Source organism: Aeromonas sp. FDAARGOS 1411 (genome assembly GCF_019047125.1).
Classification (GTDB): Bacteria; Pseudomonadota; Gammaproteobacteria; order Enterobacterales; family Aeromonadaceae; genus Aeromonas; species Aeromonas veronii.
On record NZ_CP077214.1, the window covers coordinates 1,792,658 to 1,817,042 of the forward strand.

Here is a 24,385-nt window from a genome sequence, read left to right on the forward strand (position 1 = left end):
AAGTCACTATACCTGTTTAAGAAAACTGGATGAGTTCAGCATGAACCCGAAAAACCACTGGATCACCGGCTTGAACTCCGGCACCAGCTTGGATGCCGCCCACCAGTCGCTCTGGGAGAGGCTGGTGAAGGTATCCATGAAAAAAAGCAGGGCACTGACGATCAGTACCCCGCGAATTGCGCCGAAGCAGACTCCAAGCACCCGATCGGTACCGGAGAGCCCCGTCTTGTCCACCAGCAGACCCACCACGTAGTTCACCACGCTGCCCAGGATCAGGGTTGCCACGAACAGGGCCGCGATGGCCAGACCGTTGCGCACCAGCGCATCGGAGAAAGAGGTAAAATAGGCGGCGAGATCAGGATAGAAGTGGCTGGCAATAAAGAAGGCAACGAACCAGGTGACGAGAGACATGGCCTCTTTGACGAAGCCGCGCACCAGGCTGATGAGTGCAGAAAAACCGACGATGCCGATGATGGCGTAATCAATCCAGACCATAGAAAAAGATGTCCTGCGAAATTGCGGCGCAGTCTAACAAAAACGATTGCGCAATGCTTGATAAAATTGTGTTACATGTTCAAAGAGGCGCCGGAAACGCAGATTTATTCACGATAAAAACGGTTGAGCGGCGCCAGAATGCACAACGCCATGGCATGGCCATGGCGTTGTCGTCTGCAACGAGCGCTTACCCGATGTGGGTCAGGCCGCCCATGTAGGATTGCAGCGCAGCCGGGATGGCGATACGGCCATCTGCCTGCTGGTAGTTCTCGATCACGGCGACCAGAGTACGGCCTACAGCCAGACCGGAGCCATTCAGGGTGTGAATGAGCTGCGGCTTGCCATCGACACGCACGCGAGCCTGCATGCGGCGCGCCTGGAAGTCGGTGCAGTTGGAGACGGAAGAGATCTCGCGGTAAGTGTTCTGGGCCGGCAGCCACACTTCCAGATCGTAAGTCTTGGCCGCGCAGAAGCCCATGTCACCGGTAGAGAGCGCCATCACGCGATATGGCAGCTCCAGCAGTTGCAGCACCTTCTCGGCGTGACCCACCATCTCCTCCAGCGCATCCCAGGATTTCTCCGGGTGAACCAGCTGAACCATTTCGACTTTGTCGAACTGGTGCATACGGATGAGGCCACGGGTATCACGACCGTAGGAACCGGCTTCGGAGCGGAAGCAGGGGCTGTGAGCGGTCATCTTGATCGGCAGCTCCTGCTCGTCGAAGATCTCGTCGCGCGCCATGTTGGTAAGCGGTACTTCGGAAGTCGGGATCAGGGAGAACTTGCGCACCTTGCCCTCTTCTTCCCCTTCGCCGTCAATACCGGTATTGAACAGATCCTGGGAAAACTTCGGCAGCTGGCCGGTACCGTACAGGCTGTCCGGGTTGACCAGATAAGGTACGTAGCACTCGGTGTAACCGTGTTGCAGGGTGTGCAGATCCAGCATGAACTGGGCCAGGGCGCGGTGCAGACGGGCAATCTGGCCCTTCATCACCACGAAACGGGAACCGGAGAGCTTGACGCCGTTCTTGAAATCGACGCCCTTGGCCGCTTCACCCAGATCGATGTGATCGCGTACCGGGAAGTCGAAGTGACGCGGGGTACCCCAGCGACGCACTTCCACGTTGTCGTTTTCGTCACGACCAACAGGGGTAGTTTCGCTCGGCAGGTTGGGGATGGCATCGGCAATGGTTTTCAGCTGGGCCAGCAGGGCATCCAGCTCAACCTTGCTGGTCTCCAGCTCGTCGTTGATCTTGGTCACTTCAGCCTTGAGCGGGGCAACATCTTCACCGCGACGGGCAGCCTCACCGATGGACTTGGAGCGGGCGTTGCGCTCGGCCTGCAGCTCCTGGGTACGGGACTGCAGATCCTTGCGCTTCTCTTCCAGAGCATTGACAGCCGCTACGTCCAGAACGTAGCCACGTGTCGCCAGACGAGCGGCAGCTTCATCGATGTCGCTGCGCAGATATTTGGGATCCAGCATGGGTTACCTACTTTTTTAATAAGGGATCTGGGCCTGAGTCATCATGACGGGCTAAAAAACAGATCCGGAAGTTAACATCGGTTGGCCCCCGTCGCCTTGAGAGTCAGGCCTTCGAAATCAAGAAGATGGTATCAGGCCGAAACCAACGGGGTCAGAGGGGCAGTGTAGCAGACCGCCCCCCTGCCCGAACAGGGACTATTTGGGTCGTTTTTGCCAACTTGTGCGGTCAAACACCCCAATTATTCCGGTACTTGACCAATTTTCATTCTGCTGACAAACAAGCGGGGCTATCGGCCCCGTTTTTGCGAGCTCTGTCGATCCAGCTCGTGGAGATAATCGAGCTTCTGGCCGATCTGCTTTTCAAGGCCACGATCGGTAGGCTGATAGTACTGCTTGCCGGCAAGCTCGGGGGGAAAATACTCCTCCCCCGCGGCATAGGCGCCCGGCTCGTCATGGGCGTAGCGATACTCGGCGCCATAGCCCAGATCGCTCATCAGCCGGGTCGGCGCATTGCGCAGGTGTACCGGCACCTCGAAGTCAGGGAGGTTTTTGGCATCATGAAGCGCCGCCTTCCAGGCGGTGTAGACTGCATTGCTTTTCGGGGCGCAGGCGAGATAGACGATCGCCTGGGCGATAGCCCGCTCCCCTTCCGCCGGCCCGATGCGGTGGAAACAATCCCAGGCAGATAGCGCCACCTGCATGGCACGGGGATCGGCATTGCCCACATCTTCCGAGGCGATGGCCAGCAAGCGGCGGGCAATGTAGAGGGGATCGCAGCCGGCACTCACCATGCGGGCATACCAGTAGAGTGCCGCATCCGGTGCCGAGCCGCGGATAGATTTATGCACCGCCGAGATGAGGTCGTAGAAGTGATCCCCCCCCTTGTCGAAGCGGGCCACATGTTCCCCCGCTACGGCGGCAAGCAGCGCGCTGTCGATCACCCTCGCCCCTGTGCTGTCGGTTTCGGCCATGTCGGCCAACAGCTCCAAATAGTTGAGGGATTTACGCCCGTCCCCATCCACCGCCTTGGCCAGCGCCTCCTTCACCCCGGGGGCAAAGGTGAGCACCGGATCATTGAGACCACGGGGATCGGTCATCGCCTGATCGAGCATGGCGAGGATGTCGCTCTCCTCAAGTCGCTTGAGCAGATAGACCCGAGCACGGGAGAGCAGCGCGTTGTTGAGTTCGAACGAGGGGTTTTCGGTGGTGGCACCGATAAAGGTGATGGTGCCATCTTCGATATGAGGCAGGAACACATCCTGCTGACTCTTGTTGAAGCGGTGCACTTCATCCACGAAGAGGATGGTGCGCACCCCGCGCCAGCTGTTCTCTTTGGCCTTGTCGATGGCGGCGCGGATCTCCTTGATGCCTGAGGTCACTGCCGAGAGTCGCTCCACTTCCGCCTGACAGTAGTGAGCCACCAGCTCCGCCAGAGTGGTTTTACCGGTACCGGGTGGCCCCCACAGGATCATGGAGTGGCAGTGACCCGCCAGGATCGCTTTGCGCAGGGGCTTTTCAGCCCCCAGGATATGTTGCTGACCGATATACTGGTCGAGGTTTTGCGGCCGCATCCGGGCCGCCAGCGGACGAAAGTCCGATGAGAAATCCAGCGACAAGTTGCTCATCTGTATTGACCACCCAGCGTCACGCCACTCGCCTTTGACTGGCGCAGTGGCAAGCAATCCAACGACCGCTTGCTCATTAGCGCTGGTCGTCCAGTTCGACCCCCTTCGGGATCTTGAAAACAAATTCGTTGCCCTTGAGCACCGGCTTGCGGTTGAAGCTGCTCAGGGTGAATTCACTCCACTGCCCTTGCGCCTCTTTCACATCGAAACGACTGATGTTGTCTTGTCTGTCGAAGGTGACACGGAAGGAGGCAATCAGCTCATCCTTGTTACGGCTGGTGACGGTGTAGACATCCCCCTGCTGGGTCACGTCATAGTTCTTCCAGAACTTGTCGTCATTGCCGGCGATCAGAATAAAGGGGGTGTTGAGCACCGCATCTTTCAGCTTGAGGGCGGTCACCTGCTCGACGAAGGGATCATAGACCCAGACATCCTGACCATCGGCAACTATCAGGCTCTCGTCCGGCGAGGTGGTGTGCCAGTTGAAACGGTTTGGCCGCTGCACCAGCAGATCGCCGCTGGCGCGCTGCAGCTCCTTGCCCTTGCTGTCATAGACGGTCTGGGCAAATTTGGCGGAGAAGAGGCTCACCCCCGCCAGCTTCTGTTTGAGATCGCTGGCCGCATCGGCCCACACCTGGCTGCTGGCCATCAGCAGCACGGTACCCATCAACAGTTGTTTTTTCATCACGCTCTTCATAAAGACGCTCTCGATAAAAGGCCACGCCCGCGGGGGGCATGGCCAGGGATAGTATGAAACGGTGAGGCTTAGTCCCGCACCGGCGGCGGTGCCAGCACGTCGCGCTGACCATTGCCACCCGGTGAGCTGACGATGCCCTGATTCTCCATCTGCTCGATGAGACGGGCTGCCCGGTTGTAACCAATCTTGAACTTGCGCTGGACGCTGGAGGTCGAGCCACGGCGGGACTCCACCACAAAAGCGACCGCTTCGTCGAACAGGGGGTCGAGCTCTTCATCGCCACCACCGCCATATTCGCCGCTGCCACCTTCGCCACCCGACTCACCGGAGAGGATCTCCTCGATGTAGTTCGGCTCGCCGCGCAGTTTCCAGTCCGCCACCACCTTGTGCACTTCGTGATCATCGACGAACGCACCGTGTACCCGGGTCGGGTTGGAGGTGCCAGCCGGCATGTAGAGCATGTCGCCCATACCGAGCAGGGATTCGGCGCCGCCCTGATCGATAATGGTACGGGAGTCGATCTTGCTCGATACCTGGAACGAAATACGGGTCGGGATGTTGGCCTTGATAAGACCGGTAATCACATCCACTGACGGACGCTGGGTCGCCAGAATGAGGTGAATACCGGCGGCCCGCGCCTTCTGGGCGATACGGGCGATCAGCTCTTCCACCTTCTTGCCGACGATCATCATCATGTCGGCAAATTCGTCCACCACCACCACGATGTGGGGCAGCTTCTCCAGCTCCGGCGGCATCTGATCCATGGAGTCACCCGGGCGCCACAACGGATCCAGCAGGGGTTCCCCCTCCTCGATGGCGGCCAGCACCTTGTCGTTGTAGCCCTTGAGGTTACGCACCCCGACCGCCGACATCAGCTTGTAACGACGCTCCATCTCGCCCACACACCAGCGCAGGGCGTTGGCGGCATCCTTCATGTCGGTCACCACCTCGGTCAGCAGATGCGGGATCCCTTCGTAGACCGAGAGTTCCAGCATCTTGGGATCGATCATGATGAAGCGCAGATCATCTGGGGATGACTTGTAGAGCATCGAGATGATCATGGTGTTGACCCCTACCGACTTACCGGAACCTGTGGTACCGGCCACCAGCAGGTGCGGCATCTTGGCCAGGTTCACCACCACCGGCTCGCCGGCGATGTCCTGACCCAGGCCCATTGTGAGCGGGTTGCGGCTATCGCGGAAAGCATTGCAGTCGAGGGTTTCACGCAGGTAAACGGTCTGGCGCACCCGGTTGGGCAGCTCGATACCGACATAGGTTTTACCCGGGATCACCTCAACCACCCGCACACTGCTGGCAGACAAGGAGCGGGCCAGATCGCGTGAGAGGTTGGTGATCTTGCTCGCCTTCATGCCCGGCGCCAGATCCAGCTCGAAACGGGTAATGACCGGGCCCGGATAGACACCGACCACCTTGGCCTGCACGTTGTAGTCGGCAAGCTTGGCCTCCACCAGACGGCCCATGCGATCCAGCTCATCCTTGCTCATCATCTGGGTCTTGGCTGGCGGTCTGTCCAGCAGCTCGATACTCGGCAACGGCGGCATTGTAGATTGCGGACGACGCTTGGGCTTGGTCGGTGCGACGGCTACCGGCGCGGCAACCTCGTCGTCCCCTTCGGCCCAGGGTAGATCCAGATCGTCCTCATCATCGTCATCGGCCACAGCCAGTACCGGCTGACGGCGACCATTGGCGGCCGCCACCGCACGTTTCGGTTTGGCAGCCGGAGCCGGCTCATCATCTTCATCATCAAACTGTGGGTCGAACTCGAAGGTATCGTCGTCGAGTTCCGGCAGCCACTCTTCGGCGGCAGCCTTCTGGTTCTTGGCCTTGGGCTTGCGCGTCCAGCTGGTGTGCGGCTCATCTTCCTCGTCATCAAACGCGATGGCCCCTACCCCGCCTTCCAGCAAGGGATCCGGCCCCTCGTTGCGGGGTTGACGCCAGCCACCGGTCAGCCAGCGGCCGAGGGTGGTCGGGAAGTGGTAAACAGCACTGACCGAACCGGTACAGGCCGCACCGATCTGCTCGACAATAGTGAGCCAGGACCAGCCGGTAAACAGGGTGATGCCGGTTGCCACGAAGCAGAGCAGCATCAGGTTGGCCCCGACGCCGCCAAACAGCGGCACCACTGCAGAAGCGATCACATCCCCCACCAGACCACCGGCGGAGAAGTTTTGCATATCGTTGAAGTTCATGCTGGCAATGGCCGACATGCCGAGCACGGTCAGGATAAAGCCGATGATCCGCACCCCCAGGGTGAGGTAATCCACATCGAGCAGACGGCTCGGGCGCCAGAACAGACTCCAGCCCAGCAGCACCACCAGCGGCGGCACCAGATAGGAGAAGGCACCAAAGGTAAACATGGTGATATCGGCGAGCCAGGCACCGGCACTACCGGCGAGGTTCTTCACCTCCCCTTGCCAGGAGGTCTGGGACCAGCCGGGATCAGCGGGATGATAGGACAACAGGGCAAGCAGAAGATAAGCAGCCATCAGGGTGATGGCGATCAAGACGGCTTCGAAGATCCGTTGTGTACCTGATAAAGGAGTAAACAGCTTTTTATCGGCCAAACTCCGGCTCCTTTCTGAAAACATGTAATGCAGGAAATAAGGGGGCCTAGTATCCCCGAAAAGCCCATCGATTGTCAGCCAGAGCCTGATGGGACGGGGCCATATTTGCAATTATCTTTACAAGAAGAAACGAGCGGACCGGCCGCTCGTTTCTGACTGTCATGGTGTCTCATATGGAAAAGATACCACGGCATAACCTGCTTTATCGGGTGCTGATCACCAGACGACTGCTCTGCTTGACCTCTTCCATCACCACGTAGGTGCGGGTGTCATTGACACCGGGCAGACGCAGCAGGGTTTCCCCCAACAGACGGCGGTAAGCCGACATGTCGCTGACTCGGGTCTTGAGCAGATAGTCGAAGTCACCGGAAACCAGATGACACTCCTGGATCTCTTCGAGCACCTGAACAGCCTTGTTGAACTGTTCAAACACATCAGGCGCCCCGCGATTGAGGGTTATCTCTACAAACACCAGCAGAGATGCGTCCAGATAATGAGGGTTCAGAATAGCGGCATATCCTTCGATATAACCTTGTCGCTCGAGGCGACGAACACGTTCTAGACACGGTGTAGGACTCAGGCCAACTCGCTTGGACAACTCAACATTCGAAATCCTGCCATCCTTTTGCAGTTCATTAAGAATGTTGCGGTCAATCCTGTCCAAATCCTTTAGCCGACTCTTAGCTTCCATCATTTTATTCCATCCTTTGGCTATTTTTTGGTAAGAATCACCAGTCATTTTATAATTATGGTCACAAATCCTGTCAATACCTGAATATACTAGGCGCAAATGTTGGTTAACATTTTGGCAACATGAAACACCAATCTATAGACGAGGGATAGCATGATTATCGGTGTACCTAAAGAGATAAAAAACCATGAATACCGCGTAGGCATGGTTCCGGCCAGTGTACGTGAACTGACAGCACGAAACCATACTGTTTTCGTCCAAAGCGGTGCCGGAAACGGCATTGGCTTCAGCGATGCAGATTATATCGCTGTTGGAGCCGAAATTTTGGCCTCTGCAGCAGAGGTTTTCGCCAAAGCCGAGATGATCGTCAAGGTCAAGGAACCTCAGCCTGTCGAATGTGCCATGCTGCGTCCGGGTCAAACCCTGTTCACCTATCTGCATCTGGCGCCAGACTTGCCCCAGACCGAAGCCCTGCTGAAAAGCGGCGCCATCTGTATCGCCTATGAAACCGTCACCGACGGCCGTGGCGGCCTGCCCCTGCTGGCCCCCATGTCGGAAGTGGCCGGACGCATGTCTATTCAGGCGGGTGCCCAGGCGCTGGAAAAATCGCGCGGTGGGAGCGGTGTGCTGCTCGGCGGCGTACCCGGTGTCGAACCGGCCAAGGTGGTGATCATCGGTGGCGGAGTGGTCGGCTCTAATGCAGCCCGCATGGCCATTGGCCTGCGCGCAGATGTGACCATCCTCGACAACAACGTCGATACCCTTCGCCGTCTCGATAACGAGTTCCAGGGAGCGGCCAAAGTAGTCTACTCCAACAGCGAGACGCTGGAGCGCCATCTGCTGGCGGCCGATCTGGTCATCGGCGGCGTGCTGGTGCCGGGTGCCACTGCGCCAAAACTTGTCAGCCGTGACCACATTGCGCGCATGAAGCCGGGTTCTGCCATCGTCGATGTGGCCATCGATCAGGGCGGCTGTGTGGAAACCTCCCACGCCACCACCCACCAAGATCCGACCTATATCGTCGATGAGGTGGTGCACTACTGTGTCGCCAACATGCCAGGGGCGGTGGCCCGCACCTCGACCGTGGCGCTCAACAATGCCACCCTCCCCTTTATCATCAAGCTGGCCCAGCAAGGGTATCGTCAGGCACTACTGAGCGATCCCAACCTGTTGCACGGGCTCAACGTGATGGAGGGCAAGCTCACCTGCAAGGAAGTGGCCGTGGCACATGGCCTTGCCTACACGGATCCCCTGACCCTGCTGAACTGATCTGCGCTGGCCTGCGCCAGTTGGAGATGAGTGAAAATCCGCCCACGATGGGCGGTTTTTTTATTCCTTTATTTTGCATGTCACCCCTTGTGAACACGATTAGTGCAATCGACTCACCAGCCTTTGACCCCGGATCACGAATTACCTACAATCGCGCAAACTCATCACATCCCGGAAATGACATCATGAGCCAAGTCACTCACAGCAAATTGCTGATCTTAGGGTCAGGCCCGGCCGGTTACACCGCGGCCGTCTACGCCGCCCGCGCCAACCTCAATCCCCTGCTCATCACCGGCATGCAGCAAGGGGGTCAGCTGACCACCACCACCGAAGTAGAAAACTGGCCAGGTGATCCGGAAGGCCTGACCGGCCCGGCCCTGATGGAGCGCATGAAAGAGCATGCAGAGAAGTTCGATACCCGCATCCTGTTTGATCACATCAACAGTGTCGAACTGACTCAGCGCCCGTTCCGTCTCAAGGGCGACAACGGCGAGTACACCTGCGATGCCCTGATCATCGCGACCGGCGCCTCCGCCAAGTATCTGGGTCTGCCCTCCGAAGAGGCCTTCAAGGGTCGCGGCGTCTCCGCCTGTGCCACCTGTGACGGTTTCTTCTACCGCAATCAGGAAGTGGCGGTGATCGGCGGCGGCAACACCGCTGTGGAAGAGGCCTTGTATCTGGCCAACATCGCCAAGAAGGTGCACCTGATCCACCGCCGTGACGAATTCCGTGCCGAGAAGATCCTGATCAAGCGTCTGTACGACAAGGTCGCGAGCGGCAACATCGTGCTGCACACCCACCAGACCCTGGACGAAGTGCTGGGTGATCAGATGGGGGTCACCGGTGTGCGCCTGCGCAACACTCAGGACAACAGCACCAGCGAGCTGCCGCTGATGGGCGTCTTCATCGCCATCGGCCACCAGCCCAATACCCAGATCTTCGATGGCCAGCTGGAGATGCAAAACGGCTATCTGAAGGTACGTGGCGGCCTCGACGGTTTTGCCACCCAGACCAGCATTGAAGGTGTCTTCGCTGCCGGCGATGTGGCCGACCACAACTACCGTCAGGCGATCACCTCTGCCGGTACCGGCTGCATGGCAGCCCTCGATGCCGAACGCTACCTCGACGCGCAATAAACAAGCGCAGATGTGATATAAGGCATACCAGTCGGTATGCCTTTTTTATTTAAAGGAGTCTAATGAAACAGAAGATATTGATTGTCGAAGATAGCCTGACCATCCGCCGTATGCTGACTCAGGCCATTGCCCAGCAGACAGGCCTCGAGATTGACGCCTTCGATACCCTCGAAGGTGCCCGTCACTGCCGGGGCGAGGAGTATGTGGTCGCGCTGGTGGACCTGACCTTGCCGGATGCGCCCCGGGGCGAAGCGGTCAACGAGCTGCTGGCTCGAGGTTTGCCGGTGGTGATCCTCACTGCCGACATCAGCGAGGATAAACGTGCCGCCTGGCTGGAAACCGGCGTGCTGGACTATGTGATGAAGGATTCGCGCCACTCGCTGCAATATGCCGTTAGTCTGGTGCACCGCCTCTATCTCAACCAGTCCATCGAAGTGCTGGTGGTCGACGACTCACGCACCTCCCGTCACCGCACCATGGCCCAGTTGCGCAAGCAGTTGTTGCAGGTGCATGAGGCCAGTCATGCCCGTGAAGCGATGGCGATGCTGGAGCAACACCCGGACATCCGGCTGGCACTGGTCGACTACTATATGCCGGATATCGATGGCATCAGTCTGGTGCGGATGCTGAGAGAGCGTTACAGCAAGCAGCAGCTCGCGATTATCGGGATCTCGGTCTCGGACAAACGCGGTCTCTCTGCTCGCTACCTCAAGCAAGGCGCCAACGACTTTCTCAACCAGCCCTTCGAGCCGGAAGAGCTGCAGTGTCGGGTCAGCCACAATCTGGAAGCGCTCGAACAGTTCAACAGCATTCAGGAGTCAGCCAATCGTGACTACCTGACCGGTCTCTACAACCGACGCTACTGGTTCAACGAAGGGCAAAAATGGTTTGAAGAGCATCAGCGCCAGCAGACGCCTCTGGCACTCTGTGTGCTCGATGTGGATCACTTCAAGCAGGTCAACGATCACTGGGGCCATGCCATCGGCGATCAACTGCTCTGCCATCTGACCCGGCTACTGACCCAGTTCTTCCCCGATGCCATGATCGCCCGGTTTGGCGGAGAGGAGTTTGCCATGATGGTGCCTCACTGTAGCGTCCCCGTGTTGATCAAGCGTCTTGAAGGGCTGCGTCAGCAACTGCGCCAGCAACCTTTGTCACCGGAAACCCCGCTCTTTGTTCGCGCCAGTTACGGCGTGATCAGCGTCGGGCGGATATCCATGGACGAGGCGCTGAGCGTAGCGGATCGGCTGCTCTATCAGGCAAAGAACACCGGTCGCGACAAGATAGTCTCTCAAGAGATAACTATCTGAATCCTCAGGGCATCAGTCCCGTGTATTACCGCCCGACAGACTTTCCAGCAGGAGAGTCTGCGGGTTCCTTTCCTGCCACAGTCTCCCCATCACCATGACTATCGAAAGTCAGTAAGTCTTGTCGACCCGCACCCCATCATCGAAGTAGAGAATGCGCACCTTGTCCCCATTGGCAAAGACCATGGCGGGATCATAATCCTGGATCACGTTGATAAGGGCATTTTGTTCGTTGCGGATCAGCAGCTCCACCAGCTTGTTTTCCACCACGGTTCCCCCGGACTGGTATTGCTGCGCAGCCGCAGCCCCCGCGAGCGCCCCGACGGCGGTGGCGATTTCACGGCCATGACCGCCGCCAAACTGGTTGCCCAGCAGGCCGCCCAACACGGCACCACCGAGCGTCCTCCAGCCAGAGTGCTCGGACTCCAGGATCTGGCGCTGGGTAATATTGCGCACCGTTTCGACCTGACCAAACACCACCTGATTGACCGGCCGCGCGGTATTGCGCTGGTAGACCTCCGCCCCGGCGGGCGCCGTGACAAAGCAGAGCAAGCTGGATACTATCAGGATAATGGCCTTCATCTATGAACCTCGTTGCCTTATGTCTCGCTATCTCACTCAACTGGATGATGAGCTTTGCTGGTTTCCCGACCCCAGCCATGCGCTGGAAGAGCCCAACGGCTTGCTGGCGATCGGCGGGGATCTCTCCCCTACCAGATTGCTGGCAGCTTACCACAAGGGGATCTTCCCGTGGAACGAACCACACCAGCCGACCCTGTGGTGGTCACCGGATCCCCGCGGAGTGATCCGCCCAGACCAACTCCATGTGGGACGGACACTGCAGAAGATTATCCGCCGTACCCCATTCGATATTTCCGTCAATCGCGCCTTTAATGAAGTCATTACCGCCTGCGCCGCCCCTCGTCGCACTGCCGATGGCACCTGGATCAGCCAACCCATGATCGAGGCCTACCAGCAGTTGCACCGGCTGGGTCATGCCCACTCTATCGAGATCTGGCAGGAGGGAGAGCTGCAAGCGGGGCTGTATGGCCTATCTATCGGCCGACTGTTTTGCGGTGAATCCATGTTCAGCCGGATTGATAACGGCGCCAAACTTGCCATGGTGGCACTCTGTCGCCACTTCGCCCGCCATCGCGGCGCTCTCATCGATTGCCAGATGCAGAACCCGTTTCTGGCGACCCTGGGTATCGAGGAGTGGCCAAGGGCCCGTTTTCTGGCCGAGCTGGCGCGCCTTGGCCATCAACCACTGTTGGCTTCCTGCTGGCAAGAGGGGGAGATCAGCCTATGACTGAAGAAGTGATCCTTAAAGTAGGGCTGACTCCCAAGCATCCCTGCAGTTATCTGGACCATGAACAGGAGCAGTTGCTGGTGCTGATGGATCACAATCTGCTCAACGCCAACGGTTACGAGCGATTGTTGACTGCCGGTTTTCGCCGCAGTGGCAACGACATCTATCGTCCCCACTGCCCGGCGTGCCATGCCTGCCAATCCCTTCGTATTCACAGCGAGCACTTTCGCCCCAGCCGCGGCCAGAAGCGGATCCGCCAGCTTAACAAAGATATCGAGATTGTCCTGAGCTACGATGACAAGCCCGAGTATTACCTGCTCTACGAACGCTATATCCGCGAGCGACATCACGATGGCAGCATGTATCCCCCCAACCGCAGCCAGTATCGCGGGTTTCTCCATTGTGACTGGATGCCGCCACTCTATCTGGAGATGCGCAAGGAGGGCCGTCTTATCGGCGTGGCCACCACAGACCTGCTACCCCACTCCTTGAGCGCTATGTACACCTTCTTCGATCCGGATTATGCCGATCGCTCCCTAGGCACCTTTGCCATCCTTTGCCAGCTCGATCTGGCCAAGCGAACCGGGCGAAGCTGGCTCTATCTTGGCTATCTGGTAGAGGAGTGTCGCAAGATGAATTACAAACGCAATTACCTCCCTCATGAGCTGTTAATTCAGGGGGAATGGAAAAATATCGACACCAAGCCCGAGTAAACTTTACACATAGCCTTAAATCCGGCATGATCCAGCGGTTTTTTGTTGTGGCTTATCAAGAGGATTCAATGGCTAAAGAAGACAGTATTGAGATGCAGGGCACTATTCTCGAAACCCTGCCCAATACCATGTTCCGTGTGGAACTGGAGAATGGTCACGTGGTTATCGCTCATATTTCAGGCAAGATGCGCAAAAACTACATTCGTATCCTGACTGGAGACAAAGTAACGGTAGCACTGACTCCCTACGATCTCTCCAAGGGACGTATTGTTTTCCGCTCTCGCTAAGCCAGGAATTCAGCAAAAAACCCCAACCTTTCGGTTGGGGTTTTTTGTCGTTTTCTGATCACTGACGCTTAGTGGGAAACAGCTTCAACATTGACCTGAAAATCAAAGCTGAGGCTGTCATTTACCAACTCAACCTTCACAATTCCCCCGTCAACCAGTGAACCGAACAGGATCTCGTTGGCCAGGGGTTTCTTGAGGTGCTCCTGGATTACCCGACCCATCGGTCTGGCGCCCATGGCTCTGTCATACCCCTTCTCCGCCAACCAGTGGCGGGCACGCTCGGACACCTCGAGAGAAACTCCCTTCGCATCCAGTTGAACCTGCAATTCGACAATGAACTTGTCGACCACCTGATGGATCACCGTCATATCCAGATGGTTGAACCAGATGGTGTGATCAAGCCGGTTGCGAAACTCCGGACTGAAGGTCTTGTTGATCACCGCCATGGCATCGTGGCTCAAATCCTGTTGCTGGAAGCCAATCGATTTGCGCTGAGTCTCCTGCACTCCGGCGTTGGTAGTCATCACCAAAATGACGTTACGGAAATCCGCCTTACGCCCGTTGTTGTCGGTCAAGGTGCCGTTGTCCATCACCTGCAGCAGTAGATTGAATACGTCCGGGTGAGCTTTCTCAATTTCGTCGAGCAACACGACGGAATGAGGGTGTTTGATCACCGCATCGGTCAGCAGACCACCCTGCTCAAAACCGACATAGCCGGGAGGCGCACCAATCAGACGTGAGACGGTGTGACGCTCCATGTATTCGGACATATCAAAGCGCAGCATCTCGACACCCAATGCCTTGCCCAACTGCTGGGTCACCTCTGTTTTACCGACACCGGTAGGACCGGCAAAGAGGAAGCAACCAACCGGGCGACGCTCGTTACCCAAACCTGAACGAGAGAGGCGAATCGCATCGGTCAGCACCTCGATGGCTTTATCCTGACCAAAGACCACCATCTTCAGATTGCGTTCCAAGTTCTTCAGTACTTCTTTATCTGAAGAGGAGACTGATTTTTCCGGAATGCGGGCGATCTTGGCTACAATGGACTCAATTTCCTGCACATTGATCACTTTCTTGCGCTTGCTCGCCGGCAGCAACCGTTGACCGGCACCCGCCTCGTCGATCACATCGATCGCCTTGTCGGGTAGGTGACGATCATTGATGTACTTGGCAGAGAGCTCGGCAGCTGCACGGATCGCCTTGGCGGTATAGCGTACGCCGTGGTGGGCTTCGTAGCGACTCTTGAGCCCCATCAGGATGCGAGTGGTGTCATCGATAGTTGGCTCGACAATATCGATCTTCTGGAAGCGACGGGCCAACGCACGGTCTTTCTCGAAGATCTGGGCGTACTCCTGATAAGTGGTGGATCCCACACAGCGGAGCAAACCATTGGAGAGCAGCGGCTTGATCAGGTTGGCTGCATCCAGCTGACCACCGGATGCCGCACCGGCACCGATGATGGTATGGATCTCGTCGATAAAGAGGATGGCCCCTTCCTGACGCTCAATCTGCTTGAGCAGTACCTTGAGGCGCTTCTCGAAATCACCACGGTATTTGGTGCCCGCCAGAAGAGAACCCATATCCAGCGAATAGATGGTACTGCCCGCAATCACCTCGGGGACATCCCCCTTGACGATGCGATAGGCCAGACCTTCGGCAATGGCGGTTTTCCCCACGCCCGCTTCACCCACCAGCAGCGGATTGTTCTTGCGACGGCGGCAGAGCACCTGAATGGTACGATTGAGCTCCTGATCACGGCCAATCAGCGGATCGATGCGCCCTTCCAGCACCAGCTGGTTCAGGTTGGTGGCAAAGCTCTCTATCTGTGCGGCCGAGACATCATCATCAGACTCGGGATTGTTATTGCTGCCGAGATCAGGCTTGCTGTCCTTGCGCACACCGTGGGAGAGGAAATTGACGACGTCGAGACGGCTGATCTCGGCTTTTTTCAGGAAATAGGCCGCTTGTGACTCCTGCTCACTGAAGATAGCGACCAGCACGTTGGCGCCGCTGACTTCGGTATTGCCGGAGGATTGCACATGGAAGACGGCACGCTGCAACACGCGCTGGAAGCCCAGTGTCGGCTGGGTTTCACGATCTTCATCGTCGCGCGGTATGAGCGGAGTAGTTTGGGTGATGAATGCGCGGATCTCCTTGCGCATCTGCTCAACATCGGCACCACAAGAGCTCAGCGCCTCATGGGCTGAACTGTTATCCAGAAGGGCTAACAACAGGTGCTCGACGGTCATGAATTCGTGGCGCTCGTCACGGGCCAGTTTGAAAGCCTCGTTCAGCGTCTTTTCTAGATCTTTATTCAACATAGGCACCTCCCCTAGTACAGCTACAATGTGGTGTCACACTCGCCATCAAGTCATCAGATTCAAGCCTTTTCCATAGTACAGAGCAGTGGATGTTCGTTGTTACGTGCATAGGTGTTGACCTGGACAACCTTGGTTTCGGCGATCTCTGCGGTAAACATGCCGCAGACACCCTTACCACTATAATGCACACTCAGCATGACCTGAGTCGCCTTGTCCAAATCCATACCAAAGAACTTTTGCAGCACCTCCACCACAAACTCCATGGGCGTGTAGTCATCGTTGTTCAACACAACCTTATACATGGGTGGCGGCTGCAGCTTTGTTTTCTCTGCTTCTGCAATCTCTTCATTAGCAAAGAGTTCTTTCTGCTTGCTCATAATCGCGCTTTGGTACCTCTAGATTACTACCGTCTAACACAAGGTTGTCAATAGACTTGTTAACCAGATCACATCAGCTGTTAACAACTTCTTGACTCGCTCAAAAGTTAGACTAGATTGGTTACTTGCTAATCTGTGCCCGTCTGCTATGGGCTCATGTCCCTAGTTATAAAGGGCTGGCGCAGGTTACTCAACGACTTCTGGGTAATCAATAAAAGGATGTAGAAGTATGGCAACCGGCACAGTTAAGTGGTTTAACAACGCAAAAGGATTTGGGTTTATCTGTCCGGAAGGGGGTGGTGAGGATATCTTCGCGCACTACTCCACGATTCAAATGGAGGGCTACAAGACCCTGAAAGCGGGTCAGGCTGTCAATTTTGAACTGCAACAGGGGCCGAAAGGAAATCACGCCTCTGTGATTGTGCCAAACGAAGCACAAAATATGTAAATAACACCCGTTGGATAAATAAAAAACCGGTTCCTCTCTGAGCAACCGGTTTTTTATTGTCAGATTTCTGGCGAGTCCTGCCTCCTCACGGGATCACAGGGTTATCGCCAACCTGATCAGTCGTGATATTCACTACAGGCGATCAGGGTATTTTCCATCAGGCTGGCGACCGTCATCGGGCCCACGCCACCGGGTACCGGGGTAATGAAGGAGGCATGGCTGCGCGCCGTCTCAAACTCCACATCCCCGACCAGCGAGCCATCAGCCAGACGGTTGATGCCCACATCGATCACCAGTGCCCCCGGTTTGATCCACTCCCCAGGGATGAAGTTGGGCTTACCGACTGCAACAACCAGCAGATCGGCACGGCGAACCTGCTCTTCCAGATCCCGGGTAAAGCGGTGACAGGTCGTGGTTGTGCAGCCCGCCAGCAACAATTCGAGGGTCATGGGACGCCCCACTATGTTGGACGCTCCCACCACGACCGCATGCAGACCATGTGTCTTCACGCCGGTGGTCTCGATCAGTGTCATGATCCCTTTCGGAGTGCAGGGGCGCAGCGCCGGAATACGTTGGGCCAGACGGCCGACGTTATACGGGTGAAATCCATCTACATCCTTGTCAGGCTGGATCCGCTCCAGCACCTGAGTGGTATCAAAGTGATCCGGCAACGGCAGCTGAACCAGAATGCCATCTACGTGGTTATCCGCATTCAACTGGTCGATCAGCGCCAGCAGCTCTTCCTGACTGGCAGTGGCACTCAGATCATAGGAGCGGGAGAGGAACCCCACCTCCTCGCACGCCCGACGTTTGCTGCCGACATAGACCTGAGAGGCTGGATCTGCCCCCACCAGAATGACTGCCAGCCCTGGAGCCCGTTTCCCTGCCGCCAACCGCTGTTGGACTTGCGCCGCGACCTGGCTGCGAATCGTTTGCGCAACCTGTTTTCCATCTATGATTTTGGCAGACATCGTTCTCCACTCACCATGTGTTCAACTGCCGCGCATTGTCGCATTTTTTTAGCCGGGATGTTAGCGGCAGACGCACGCCATACCTGTAGCGGGCAATAAGTAGGCACTTGAATTTACTGGGGGAAAAAGTCGTTGACGCTGGCCCTTACGCTTGGCTATGATGCCCGCCCGTTGCCCAGTACGACTCATGTCGATATGCTGGTCAGGGATTTTCGGTGATTAGCGCAGTCCGGTAGCGCATCTGGTTTGGGACCAGAGGGTCAAAGGTTCGAATCCTTTATCACCGACCATGTTCATCGACTCGTCCTTAAGACGTGTTGATACAAAGCGCCCTTAGCTCAGTTGGATAGAGCAACGGCCTTCTAAGCCGTGGGTCGCAGGTTCGAATCCTGCAGGGCGCGCCATTGATGTTCCCCAATCCTTCTGGATTGGTGAGCGTTGATGAAAAATTTCAGTGGTGGCTGTAGCTCAGTTGGTAGAGTCCCGGATTGTGATTCCGGTTGTCGTGGGTTCGAGCCCCATCAGCCACCCCATTATTCTGTCGATAATCGCCGTAAGGTGATGTCCATCGACTTGGTGCAGTGACCTTCTGGTCTGCTCCGCGAAAAACCGGCCTTGGCCGGTTTTTTGTTTTGCGCTCGACTGTGCCATGCCTTGTCTGCAAGGCCATCATCCTCCAGATCGATAAACGCGGCTCCGCCCATTTGTCACGATTCGCGCCTCCCCATCGATACACACAGCCCCCCCCCACACATCAGCCTGCCTGGTTCTTTTTCTGTATTTCCCAGGCGCCATTGATATGCTGATCGCTCTTCTTCTCTCCTGCTTTCCGTTGGAGCTTTTCTATGCAACGCATTCTTTTTGTCGAAGATGATCCCGAGATTGGCCAGCTCATCAGCAGTTGGCTCGGTCGCCACGATATGGAAGTGATCCTCGAGCCCAGAGGGGATATGGCGCTGGCCCGGATCGAGGCCGAACAGCCCGATCTGGTGCTGCTCGATATCATGTTGCCGGGGCAGGATGGCATGTCCCTCTGTCGGGATCTGCGGCCGCGCTTCGACGGCCCCATCGTAATGCTCACCTCGCTGGATAGCGACATGAACCAGATCCTTAGTCTGGAGCTGGGCGCCAACGACTACATCCTTAAAACCACCCCGCCCCCCGTGCTACTGGCCCGACTTCGGGTGCAGTTTCGCCAACACCAGCAAACATCAACCCCACCCGTCGCCACCAGCAGCGTTCCCCAGCAACTGCAATTTGGTCGGCTCCGGGTGGATGGCCCGGGACGAGATGTGCGCCTCGATGGCGAGAGCGTTGCCCTCTCGACCACCGACTTTGATCTGCTGTGGGAGCTCGCCTGCCACGCGGGCCAAATCTTGAGTAGGGAAGCCCTCTTTCGCAGCTTGCGCGGCCGGGAGTACGACGGTCAGGATCGCAGCATGGATGTGGCCATCTCCCGCCTGCGCCGCAAACTGGGTGATAACCCTGACAACCCGACCCGGATCAAGACGGTGCGCCAGAAAGGCTACCTCTTCGTCCCCCACGCCTGGGAATAACCCTCTTTCGGGAGCACCGCCATGCGCCGTCTCTTTATCCAGTTCTATCTGTTGCTGATCGGCTGCTTCACCCTGGCCATCCTGCTGGTGGGCGTGGTCTATCAGGTGACCGCCGAACGGGCGGGTGATCGCTATCTCGAACGCATGATGCAGGGCTCTCTTGGCCTGTTGACCGGCGAGTTGGCAAGAACCCCGCCAGAGCGCTGGCCCGATCGGCTGGCCGAGCAGAGCAGCCAGTTTACCCTCCCCCTCAAGATCGGCGAGCTGGTGCACCAGCCCCTGGCCAGCGAGGATCAGGCCTTTCTGGCTGCTGGCAACATTGTCATCGTCGAGGAGGATGACACCTTCCTGCAGCGCATCCCCGATACCGACCGGGTGCTGATTGTCGGCCCTGTACCCTACCTCTCCTACCTGCACGAGCTGCACTGGGTCGATGTGGGGCTGCTGCTAGTGATCGGCCTCTCTCTCGGCCTGCCCATCCTTCTGTGGCTTCGTCCCCACTGGCACGGCTTGCAGCAGTTGGAGCAAACCGCACGTCGCGTAGGCGATGGGGATCTCTCCTGCCGAACCAATCTGCCACCGGGCAGCAGTCTGGCCCGGGTGGGACGCACCTTCGATCAAATGGCGACCCAATTGCAAGCCATGATTGCCAGCCGCAAGCAACTGACCGATGCCATCGCCCACGAGTTGCGCACCCCGCTGGTCCGGTTGCGCTATCGGCTTGCCATGCTCGATCCTGCCCCTGCCGAGCAGCAGCAGCAGGCGCTGGAACGAGATCTGGGAGCGCTGGACGCTCTGATCGAAGAGATGCTCACCTACGCCAAGCTGGACAGGCCGGAGCTGCCGTTGCAACAGGACGAGCTTGAGCTCAGTCACTGGGCACAAGCGCATCTTGGCGACTGGCAGGCGCTGTCACTCGAGAAGAGGCTCACCCTCGATCTGCCGCCACGCCACATGCCCTGGTGCGGCGATCAGCGTCTGCTGACGCGCGCAGTGGAGAACCTCATCGGCAATGCTCTGCGCTACGCCGAGAGCGAGGTTACCCTCTCCATCTCGCGGCTGCAGGAGAACTATTTGCTGGAGGTGAGCGACGATGGGCCGGGGATCGATCCGGCGCTGGCGCCCCAGATCTTCGAACCATTCGTGCGCCTTGATCAGAGCCGGGATCGTCGCACCGGCGGCACCGGACTGGGGCTGGCCATCGTGCGCAGCATTGCCCGTCATCACGGGGGGGATGTGGCGCTGCTGGCCAGTGACCACGGCGCCCGCTTCTGCCTCACCCTGCCTGTACATTTGGATACAAACCGTCACCAACCGCTCACTGAAGGGCCGCCGCAACCGTCATAGGATGACTGTCATGGAGAACGCTCCATAACATCAACCCGAATAAGGAAATTGAACATGAAAAAGATCATTCCCCTGACCCTGGCTGCCGTCTTCGCCCTCACTTCCGGTTTCACCATGGCGGCCACTCCGACCAAGACAGCCACACCGCAGGCGACCCAGACCAAGGTGGTGAAAAAACACCATAAAGCCACCCACGCCAAGACCCCAGCCGTCAAAGTCGCGCCGAAAACCAAGTGATCCAACCGGTCACTGGATAACACAGAGGGAGGCTGACGCCTCCCTTTCCATCTCTTCCCGAAATTTTCCTGACGAGCGCCTCCCTCGTCCAAACCGGATCCACGACCCGGCCCCCTTTGCGGGAAACGGTCAATGACCACAGGAACATGGCATGTGGCGTCATCTGCTTAAATGGCTCGGCCCCTTGTGCAGCTTGCTGCTGCTCGGCACCGCACTGACCGTGCTGTATCACCTGACTCAGGCATGGCACTGGCACGATATTCGTGTGGCCATCTGGTCCCAACCCCTGCCGCGACTGGCGGGCGCCCTGTTGCTGACCCTGCTCAGTTATGGTTGCCTCTGCAGCTATGACATGCTGGCGCTCCATGCGCTGGGCAAGCGCCTTCCCTGGCAACAGGTCAGCATCACCTCCTTTATCGCCTACACCTTCTCCAACACCCTGGGATTTTCCCTGCTGACCGGCACCTCGGTACGCTATCGCCTCTACTCAGCATTGGGGCTCGCCACCGGGGAAGTGGCACGCGTGGTGCTGTTCTGCTCCATCACCTTTTTCCTCGGCCTGCTGGCGTGGGGAGGTGGCGCCCTACTGACCTGCGATGTATCACAGTTGCTGCCTGACTGGCCGCAATGGGCAGATACCCTGCTCAGGCTGGCGGGCGGCATGGCTCTGCTGTTGGTGGCCAGCTACCTCTGCTGGCCTACACACCGTCTCTCCTGGCGGAAACACACCCTGACCCTCCCGGGCTTTCGGATACGTCTGTTGCAACTGCTGGTCGCGCTGGCCGACTGGATGGCCGCCGCCGCCGTGCTGTTTGTACTGTTGCCTGCAGATAGCGTCCCCTACCCTGTGCTGCTCAGTGCCTTCGTGCTGGCCAGCTTCCTCGGGGTACTGGCCCACGTGCCGGGCGGGATCGGCGTGTTCGAAGCGAGCATGAGCCTGCTGCTGGCTCACTACCTGCCAGCCGACAAGCTGCTCGCCTCGCTGCTGCTCTATCGCTGCATCTATTACCTGCTGCCTTTTCTCTGCGCCCTGCTGCTCTTTGCGAGTCAGGAGATGCTGCAACAAAAAGCGCGCTGGCAGCGGCTACAGGGGCTGATGAGCGCGGTGCGCGAATTTCTGCCTGCCCTTATCAGCATGGGCACCTTTGCCGCCGGCAGCCTGCTGCTCTGCTCGGGGATGATCCCGACCATGCGCAGCCACATTGAAGTGTGGCTGCAGGTGTTGCCGCTCCATCTGCTGGAGCTCTCCCACGTGCTCGGCAGCGTGAGCGGTATCCTCCTGATCCTGCTGGCGCGCAGCCTCTACCGCCGTCACGACGCCGCGTTTCGCATCACCCAACTGCTGCTGGCACTGGGGATCGCCTTCTCCCTGCTCAAAGGGGGGGACTGGGAGTCAGCCCTGCTGCTCGGCAGCTTCCTGCTCATCATGACCCCCTGCCGCGCCCTCTTCTATCGCAAGGGGTCGCTGCTCTATCCCCAGTACACCCCGGGCTGGCTCATTTCAGTCGGCGCCGTGCTGCTGGGGGCGCTGTGGCTGCTGCTCTTCTCCTACCGTCAGGTGGAGTATGACCACGCCCTTTGGTTCCACTTTTCGCCCCACGGCGGGGCTGCCCGCGGCCTGCGCGCCATGGGGAGCGTGGTGGCCGTGCTGGCCGTGGCTGGGGTTGCCCAGCTGCTTGCGCCGCTGCGCGTAGTTGGTGAAAAGCCGGACAAGGAGACGCTGGCGCGCGCTCACGAGCTGGTGATGCGCGAAGGGGGGATCCACGGCTATCTGTCCCAGTTGCAGGACAAGTCCCTGTTGTTCCACCCCGCCGGTGACGCCTTTCTGATGTATGGCATCGAGGGGAACAGCTGGATTGTGATGGGGGATCCCGTCGGTCGCCCCGAGCAAATCGAAGAGCTGCTCTGGCAATTTCGCGAGCGGTGCGACGAGCACGACGCCAATCCGGTCTTTTATCAGGTCTCGGCCCGCTATCTGCCGCTCTATCTGGAGCTGGGGCTGATCCCCTTCAAGCTCGGTGAAGAGGCGATGGTCGATCTGGCCACCTTCGATCTGGCGGGCAGCCGGCTGCGCAACCTGCGTCAGAGCCACGCCAAGGGCAAACGGGAAGGGTTGGCCTTCGAGGTGGTCGAGGCCAACGCCGTGGCCCCCCTGCTGCCCAGATTGCAGACCGTCTCCGATACCTGGCTGCAGAGCAAGATGGGCAAGGAGAAGGGCTTCTCGGTCGGCCGCTTCGAGCCAGACTACCTGACCTTGAGCCCGGCTGCGCTGGTGTGGCACGAGGGGCAGATCGTCGGCTTTGCCAACCTCTGGGTGAGCGATAACAAGGAGATGCTCTCCATCGATCTGATGCGCTACAGCCTGGATACCGGTACTGCCCCCATCATGGATTTTCTCTTTGTCGAGCTGCTGCTGTGGGGCAAGGCGCAAGGGTACGCCAGCTTCAATCTGGGGATGGCCCCCATGTCCGGCTTCAACGATCACCCGCTCAACAGCTACTGGGCCCGCCTTGGCAATACCCTGTTTGTGCGTGGCAGCCGTTTTTACAACTTCCAGGGGCTCAGACGCTACAAGGAGAAATTTTCGCCCCGCTGGGAACCCCGCTACCTGCTCTGCAGCAGCAAGCTGGTACTGCCCAGAACCCTGACTCACCTGATCACCCTGATTAGCCGCGGCCCGCTGGGGCTCATCAAGAAATAGGAGCATGGCCAATGAGAGCCTTGATATTGCTGTTACTCAGTCTCGTACTGCCCGTTTCGTCTTTTGCGGCACACGCCGCCCCGGTCAAGGATGACCTGAGCCTGATTGAGCTGCCGGTCAAGCAGCCATCCGACGCCCCCATGGTGATCTTTCTCAGCGGCGATGGTGGCTGGGCGGCCCTCGACAAGGGGTTGAGCGCCCAGTTTCAGCTGCACGGCATGCCGGTCGTGGGCTGGAGCTCCCTCACCTACTACTGGAAGAAGAAAACCCCGGAGCAGGTGACCGCCGATCTGGAGCGGATCCTCGATGATTACCAGACTCGCTGGCAGCGCCCCCGCTGGCTGCTGGTCGGTTTCTCGTTTGGTGCCGAGATTGTCCCCTTCGTCATCAACCGGCTGCCGGAGCACTATCGTCAGGGACTGGTCGGGGCCGTAATGCTCTCCCCCTCCACCAGCTCGGACTTCGAGATCCACGTCAGCGACATGCTGACCCACAAGGCGCGCAGCTATCCGACCGAGCCGCAGGTGAAAACCATCCGGGATCTGCCGATGGTCTGCCTGCAAGGTGCCGATGACGATGACGACGACCGCCTCTGCCCCCGTATCAACCAGCCCAACGTCACCACCGTCACCCTGCCGGGAGGACATCATTTTGACGATAACTACCCCCAGCTCTATCAGGCCATCACCAAGCATCTGAACCTGCCCCCAGATCCGCTGACTGTGGAACATTAACCCGTATCACCACGGAATGCCTTTTAAGTACCGAGCAGGGCAAATCAGTGAACAATGAAAAGGGCCTCTCTTGCGAGAGGCCCTTTTACTGAA

22 protein-coding genes and 3 tRNA genes are annotated in these 24,385 nt (G+C 58.1%); 15 read left to right on the top strand and 10 right to left on the bottom strand.

The window, feature by feature from the left end; all coding sequences use genetic code 11:
• Window positions 1-6: 6 nt before the first annotated feature.
• The 6 genes from I6L41_RS07875 to lrp all read right to left on the bottom strand — a co-directional run bounded on the left by I6L41_RS07875 (window position 7) and on the right by lrp (window position 7,579).
• Window positions 7-495 (bottom strand): CvpA family protein, encoded by a 489-nt coding sequence (locus I6L41_RS07875; RefSeq protein WP_033115174.1) that lies wholly within the window; start codon window positions 493-495, stop codon window positions 7-9.
• Window positions 496-682: 187 nt separating this feature from the next.
• Entirely contained in the window at window positions 683-1,978 is a 1,296-nt protein-coding gene (gene serS, locus I6L41_RS07880; protein WP_216963181.1) for a serine--tRNA ligase, read from the bottom strand.
• Window positions 1,979-2,265: 287 nt separating this feature from the next.
• Window positions 2,266-3,603 carry a replication-associated recombination protein A gene (locus I6L41_RS07885; RefSeq protein ID WP_216963183.1) on the bottom strand — a complete coding sequence of 446 codons (1,338 nt, stop codon included), beginning with the start codon at window positions 3,601-3,603 and terminating at the stop codon, window positions 2,266-2,268.
• A gap of 76 nt (window positions 3,604-3,679) precedes the next feature.
• Window positions 3,680-4,288: an outer membrane lipoprotein chaperone LolA gene (gene lolA, locus I6L41_RS07890; protein WP_216963185.1), complete on the bottom strand. Its 609-nt coding sequence runs from the start codon at window positions 4,286-4,288 to the stop codon at window positions 3,680-3,682.
• Window positions 4,289-4,368: 80 nt separating this feature from the next.
• Complete coding sequence (locus tag I6L41_RS07895) at window positions 4,369-6,885, bottom strand: DNA translocase FtsK (RefSeq protein ID WP_302054529.1); 2,517 nt, start codon at window positions 6,883-6,885, stop codon at window positions 4,369-4,371.
• 202 nt (window positions 6,886-7,087) lie between these two features.
• Window positions 7,088-7,579, bottom strand: a complete 492-nt coding sequence (gene lrp, locus I6L41_RS07900) for a leucine-responsive transcriptional regulator Lrp (RefSeq protein WP_005300047.1) — start codon at window positions 7,577-7,579, stop codon at window positions 7,088-7,090.
• A 150-nt stretch (window positions 7,580-7,729) separates the two neighbouring features.
• Between lrp and ald the strand changes: the two genes are divergently transcribed.
• The 3 genes from ald to I6L41_RS07915 all read left to right on the top strand — a co-directional run bounded on the left by ald (window position 7,730) and on the right by I6L41_RS07915 (window position 11,291).
• Window positions 7,730-8,845: an alanine dehydrogenase gene (ald, locus tag I6L41_RS07905; RefSeq protein ID WP_058059143.1), complete on the top strand. Its 1,116-nt coding sequence runs from the start codon at window positions 7,730-7,732 to the stop codon at window positions 8,843-8,845.
• Between the two features lie 185 nt (window positions 8,846-9,030).
• A complete protein-coding gene (gene trxB, locus I6L41_RS07910) occupies window positions 9,031-9,981 on the top strand; it encodes a thioredoxin-disulfide reductase (protein ID WP_216963189.1) in 951 nt (316 codons plus the stop codon).
• Between the two features lie 62 nt (window positions 9,982-10,043).
• Window positions 10,044-11,291 carry a diguanylate cyclase gene (locus I6L41_RS07915; RefSeq protein WP_216963192.1) on the top strand — a complete coding sequence of 416 codons (1,248 nt, stop codon included), beginning with the start codon at window positions 10,044-10,046 and terminating at the stop codon, window positions 11,289-11,291.
• Window positions 11,292-11,399: 108 nt separating this feature from the next.
• Here I6L41_RS07915 and I6L41_RS07920 read toward each other — a convergent pair whose 3' ends face one another.
• Window positions 11,400-11,870: a glycine zipper 2TM domain-containing protein gene (locus I6L41_RS07920; protein ID WP_113739363.1), complete on the bottom strand. Its 471-nt coding sequence runs from the start codon at window positions 11,868-11,870 to the stop codon at window positions 11,400-11,402.
• Window positions 11,871-11,889: 19 nt separating this feature from the next.
• On the opposite strand from I6L41_RS07920, the gene aat reads away from it, so the two are divergent.
• The 3 genes from aat (at window position 11,890) to infA (ending at window position 13,597) form a co-directional block, all read left to right on the top strand.
• Window positions 11,890-12,597, top strand: coding sequence for a leucyl/phenylalanyl-tRNA--protein transferase (aat, locus tag I6L41_RS07925; protein WP_216963195.1), 708 nt, complete (start codon window positions 11,890-11,892; stop codon window positions 12,595-12,597).
• Complete coding sequence (locus tag I6L41_RS07930) at window positions 12,594-13,310, top strand: arginyltransferase (protein ID WP_216963197.1); 717 nt, start codon at window positions 12,594-12,596, stop codon at window positions 13,308-13,310. Before aat ends, I6L41_RS07930 begins: the two co-directional genes overlap by 4 nt.
• 68 nt (window positions 13,311-13,378) lie before the next feature.
• A complete protein-coding gene (gene infA, locus I6L41_RS07935; RefSeq protein WP_005300033.1) occupies window positions 13,379-13,597 on the top strand; it encodes a translation initiation factor IF-1 in 219 nt (72 codons plus the stop codon).
• Between the two features lie 68 nt (window positions 13,598-13,665).
• Here the strand turns inward: infA and clpA are convergent, their stop codons facing one another.
• Window positions 13,666-15,921 carry an ATP-dependent Clp protease ATP-binding subunit ClpA gene (gene clpA / locus I6L41_RS07940; protein WP_005337110.1) on the bottom strand — a complete coding sequence of 752 codons (2,256 nt, stop codon included), beginning with the start codon at window positions 15,919-15,921 and terminating at the stop codon, window positions 13,666-13,668.
• 59 nt (window positions 15,922-15,980) lie between these two features.
• On the bottom strand, window positions 15,981-16,298 hold the full coding sequence (gene clpS, locus I6L41_RS07945; RefSeq protein ID WP_005337111.1) for an ATP-dependent Clp protease adapter ClpS: 318 nt from the start codon (window positions 16,296-16,298) through the stop codon (window positions 15,981-15,983).
• A gap of 229 nt (window positions 16,299-16,527) precedes the next feature.
• Between clpS and cspD the strand changes: the two genes are divergently transcribed.
• Window positions 16,528-16,746 carry a cold shock-like protein CspD gene (gene cspD, locus I6L41_RS07950; protein ID WP_005300025.1) on the top strand — a complete coding sequence of 73 codons (219 nt, stop codon included), beginning with the start codon at window positions 16,528-16,530 and terminating at the stop codon, window positions 16,744-16,746.
• A gap of 116 nt (window positions 16,747-16,862) precedes the next feature.
• Here cspD and folD read toward each other — a convergent pair whose 3' ends face one another.
• Window positions 16,863-17,717 (bottom strand): bifunctional methylenetetrahydrofolate dehydrogenase/methenyltetrahydrofolate cyclohydrolase FolD, encoded by an 855-nt coding sequence (gene folD, locus I6L41_RS07955; protein ID WP_100646092.1) that lies wholly within the window; start codon window positions 17,715-17,717, stop codon window positions 16,863-16,865.
• A gap of 213 nt (window positions 17,718-17,930) precedes the next feature.
• Between folD and I6L41_RS07960 the strand changes: the two genes are divergently transcribed.
• From I6L41_RS07960 to I6L41_RS07995, 8 genes are all read left to right on the top strand, one after another.
• Window positions 17,931-18,007 (top strand) — tRNA-Pro (locus I6L41_RS07960).
• A gap of 37 nt (window positions 18,008-18,044) precedes the next feature.
• A tRNA-Arg gene (locus I6L41_RS07965) sits at window positions 18,045-18,121 on the top strand.
• Window positions 18,122-18,174: 53 nt separating this feature from the next.
• Window positions 18,175-18,250, top strand: a tRNA-His gene (locus tag I6L41_RS07970).
• Between the two features lie 312 nt (window positions 18,251-18,562).
• Window positions 18,563-19,273 (top strand): two-component system response regulator RstA, encoded by a 711-nt coding sequence (rstA, locus tag I6L41_RS07975; RefSeq protein WP_216963200.1) that lies wholly within the window; start codon window positions 18,563-18,565, stop codon window positions 19,271-19,273.
• A 21-nt stretch (window positions 19,274-19,294) separates the two neighbouring features.
• Window positions 19,295-20,620, top strand: a complete 1,326-nt coding sequence (gene rstB, locus I6L41_RS07980; RefSeq protein WP_216963203.1) for a two-component system sensor histidine kinase RstB — start codon at window positions 19,295-19,297, stop codon at window positions 20,618-20,620.
• A 54-nt stretch (window positions 20,621-20,674) separates the two neighbouring features.
• Window positions 20,675-20,857 carry a hypothetical protein gene (locus I6L41_RS07985; RefSeq protein ID WP_005337116.1) on the top strand — a complete coding sequence of 61 codons (183 nt, stop codon included), beginning with the start codon at window positions 20,675-20,677 and terminating at the stop codon, window positions 20,855-20,857.
• Between the two features lie 151 nt (window positions 20,858-21,008).
• Window positions 21,009-23,558 (top strand): bifunctional lysylphosphatidylglycerol flippase/synthetase MprF, encoded by a 2,550-nt coding sequence (gene mprF / locus I6L41_RS07990; RefSeq protein WP_216963206.1) that lies wholly within the window; start codon window positions 21,009-21,011, stop codon window positions 23,556-23,558.
• Between the two features lie 11 nt (window positions 23,559-23,569).
• The gene (locus tag I6L41_RS07995) at window positions 23,570-24,292 is read left to right on the top strand and encodes a virulence factor (protein ID WP_216963208.1); all 723 of its coding nucleotides are present in this window, start codon (window positions 23,570-23,572) and stop codon (window positions 24,290-24,292) included.
• The last annotated feature ends 93 nt before the right edge of the window (window positions 24,293-24,385 follow it).

Excerpts from the sequence above, each read along its gene's own strand:
- I6L41_RS07885 (WP_216963183.1), bottom strand. The coding sequence starts at position 3,603 with ATGAGCAACTTGTCGCTGGATTTCTCATCGGACTTTCGTCCGCTGGCG.
- I6L41_RS07920 (WP_113739363.1), bottom strand. The coding sequence starts at position 11,870 with ATGAAGGCCATTATCCTGATAGTATCCAGCTTGCTCTGCTTTGTCACG.
- ald (WP_058059143.1), top strand. The coding sequence starts at position 7,730 with ATGATTATCGGTGTACCTAAAGAGATAAAAAACCATGAATACCGCGTA.
- rstB (WP_216963203.1), top strand. The coding sequence starts at position 19,295 with ATGCGCCGTCTCTTTATCCAGTTCTATCTGTTGCTGATCGGCTGCTTC.
- clpS (WP_005337111.1), bottom strand. The coding sequence starts at position 16,298 with ATGAGCAAGCAGAAAGAACTCTTTGCTAATGAAGAGATTGCAGAAGCA.
- I6L41_RS07915 (WP_216963192.1), top strand. The coding sequence starts at position 10,044 with ATGAAACAGAAGATATTGATTGTCGAAGATAGCCTGACCATCCGCCGT.
- lrp (WP_005300047.1), bottom strand. The coding sequence starts at position 7,579 with ATGATGGAAGCTAAGAGTCGGCTAAAGGATTTGGACAGGATTGACCGC.
- cspD (WP_005300025.1), top strand. The coding sequence starts at position 16,528 with ATGGCAACCGGCACAGTTAAGTGGTTTAACAACGCAAAAGGATTTGGG.
- serS (WP_216963181.1), bottom strand. The coding sequence starts at position 1,978 with ATGCTGGATCCCAAATATCTGCGCAGCGACATCGATGAAGCTGCCGCT.
- rstA (WP_216963200.1), top strand. The coding sequence starts at position 18,563 with ATGCAACGCATTCTTTTTGTCGAAGATGATCCCGAGATTGGCCAGCTC.
- trxB (WP_216963189.1), top strand. The coding sequence starts at position 9,031 with ATGAGCCAAGTCACTCACAGCAAATTGCTGATCTTAGGGTCAGGCCCG.
- I6L41_RS07985 (WP_005337116.1), top strand. The coding sequence starts at position 20,675 with ATGAAAAAGATCATTCCCCTGACCCTGGCTGCCGTCTTCGCCCTCACT.
- lolA (WP_216963185.1), bottom strand. The coding sequence starts at position 4,288 with ATGAAAAAACAACTGTTGATGGGTACCGTGCTGCTGATGGCCAGCAGC.
- I6L41_RS07995 (WP_216963208.1), top strand. The coding sequence starts at position 23,570 with ATGAGAGCCTTGATATTGCTGTTACTCAGTCTCGTACTGCCCGTTTCG.
- aat (WP_216963195.1), top strand. The coding sequence starts at position 11,890 with ATGTCTCGCTATCTCACTCAACTGGATGATGAGCTTTGCTGGTTTCCC.
- mprF (WP_216963206.1), top strand. The coding sequence starts at position 21,009 with ATGTGGCGTCATCTGCTTAAATGGCTCGGCCCCTTGTGCAGCTTGCTG.
- I6L41_RS07875 (WP_033115174.1), bottom strand. The coding sequence starts at position 495 with ATGGTCTGGATTGATTACGCCATCATCGGCATCGTCGGTTTTTCTGCA.
- infA (WP_005300033.1), top strand. The coding sequence starts at position 13,379 with ATGGCTAAAGAAGACAGTATTGAGATGCAGGGCACTATTCTCGAAACC.
- folD (WP_100646092.1), bottom strand. The coding sequence starts at position 17,717 with ATGTCTGCCAAAATCATAGATGGAAAACAGGTTGCGCAAACGATTCGC.
- I6L41_RS07930 (WP_216963197.1), top strand. The coding sequence starts at position 12,594 with ATGACTGAAGAAGTGATCCTTAAAGTAGGGCTGACTCCCAAGCATCCC.
- clpA (WP_005337110.1), bottom strand. The coding sequence starts at position 15,921 with ATGTTGAATAAAGATCTAGAAAAGACGCTGAACGAGGCTTTCAAACTG.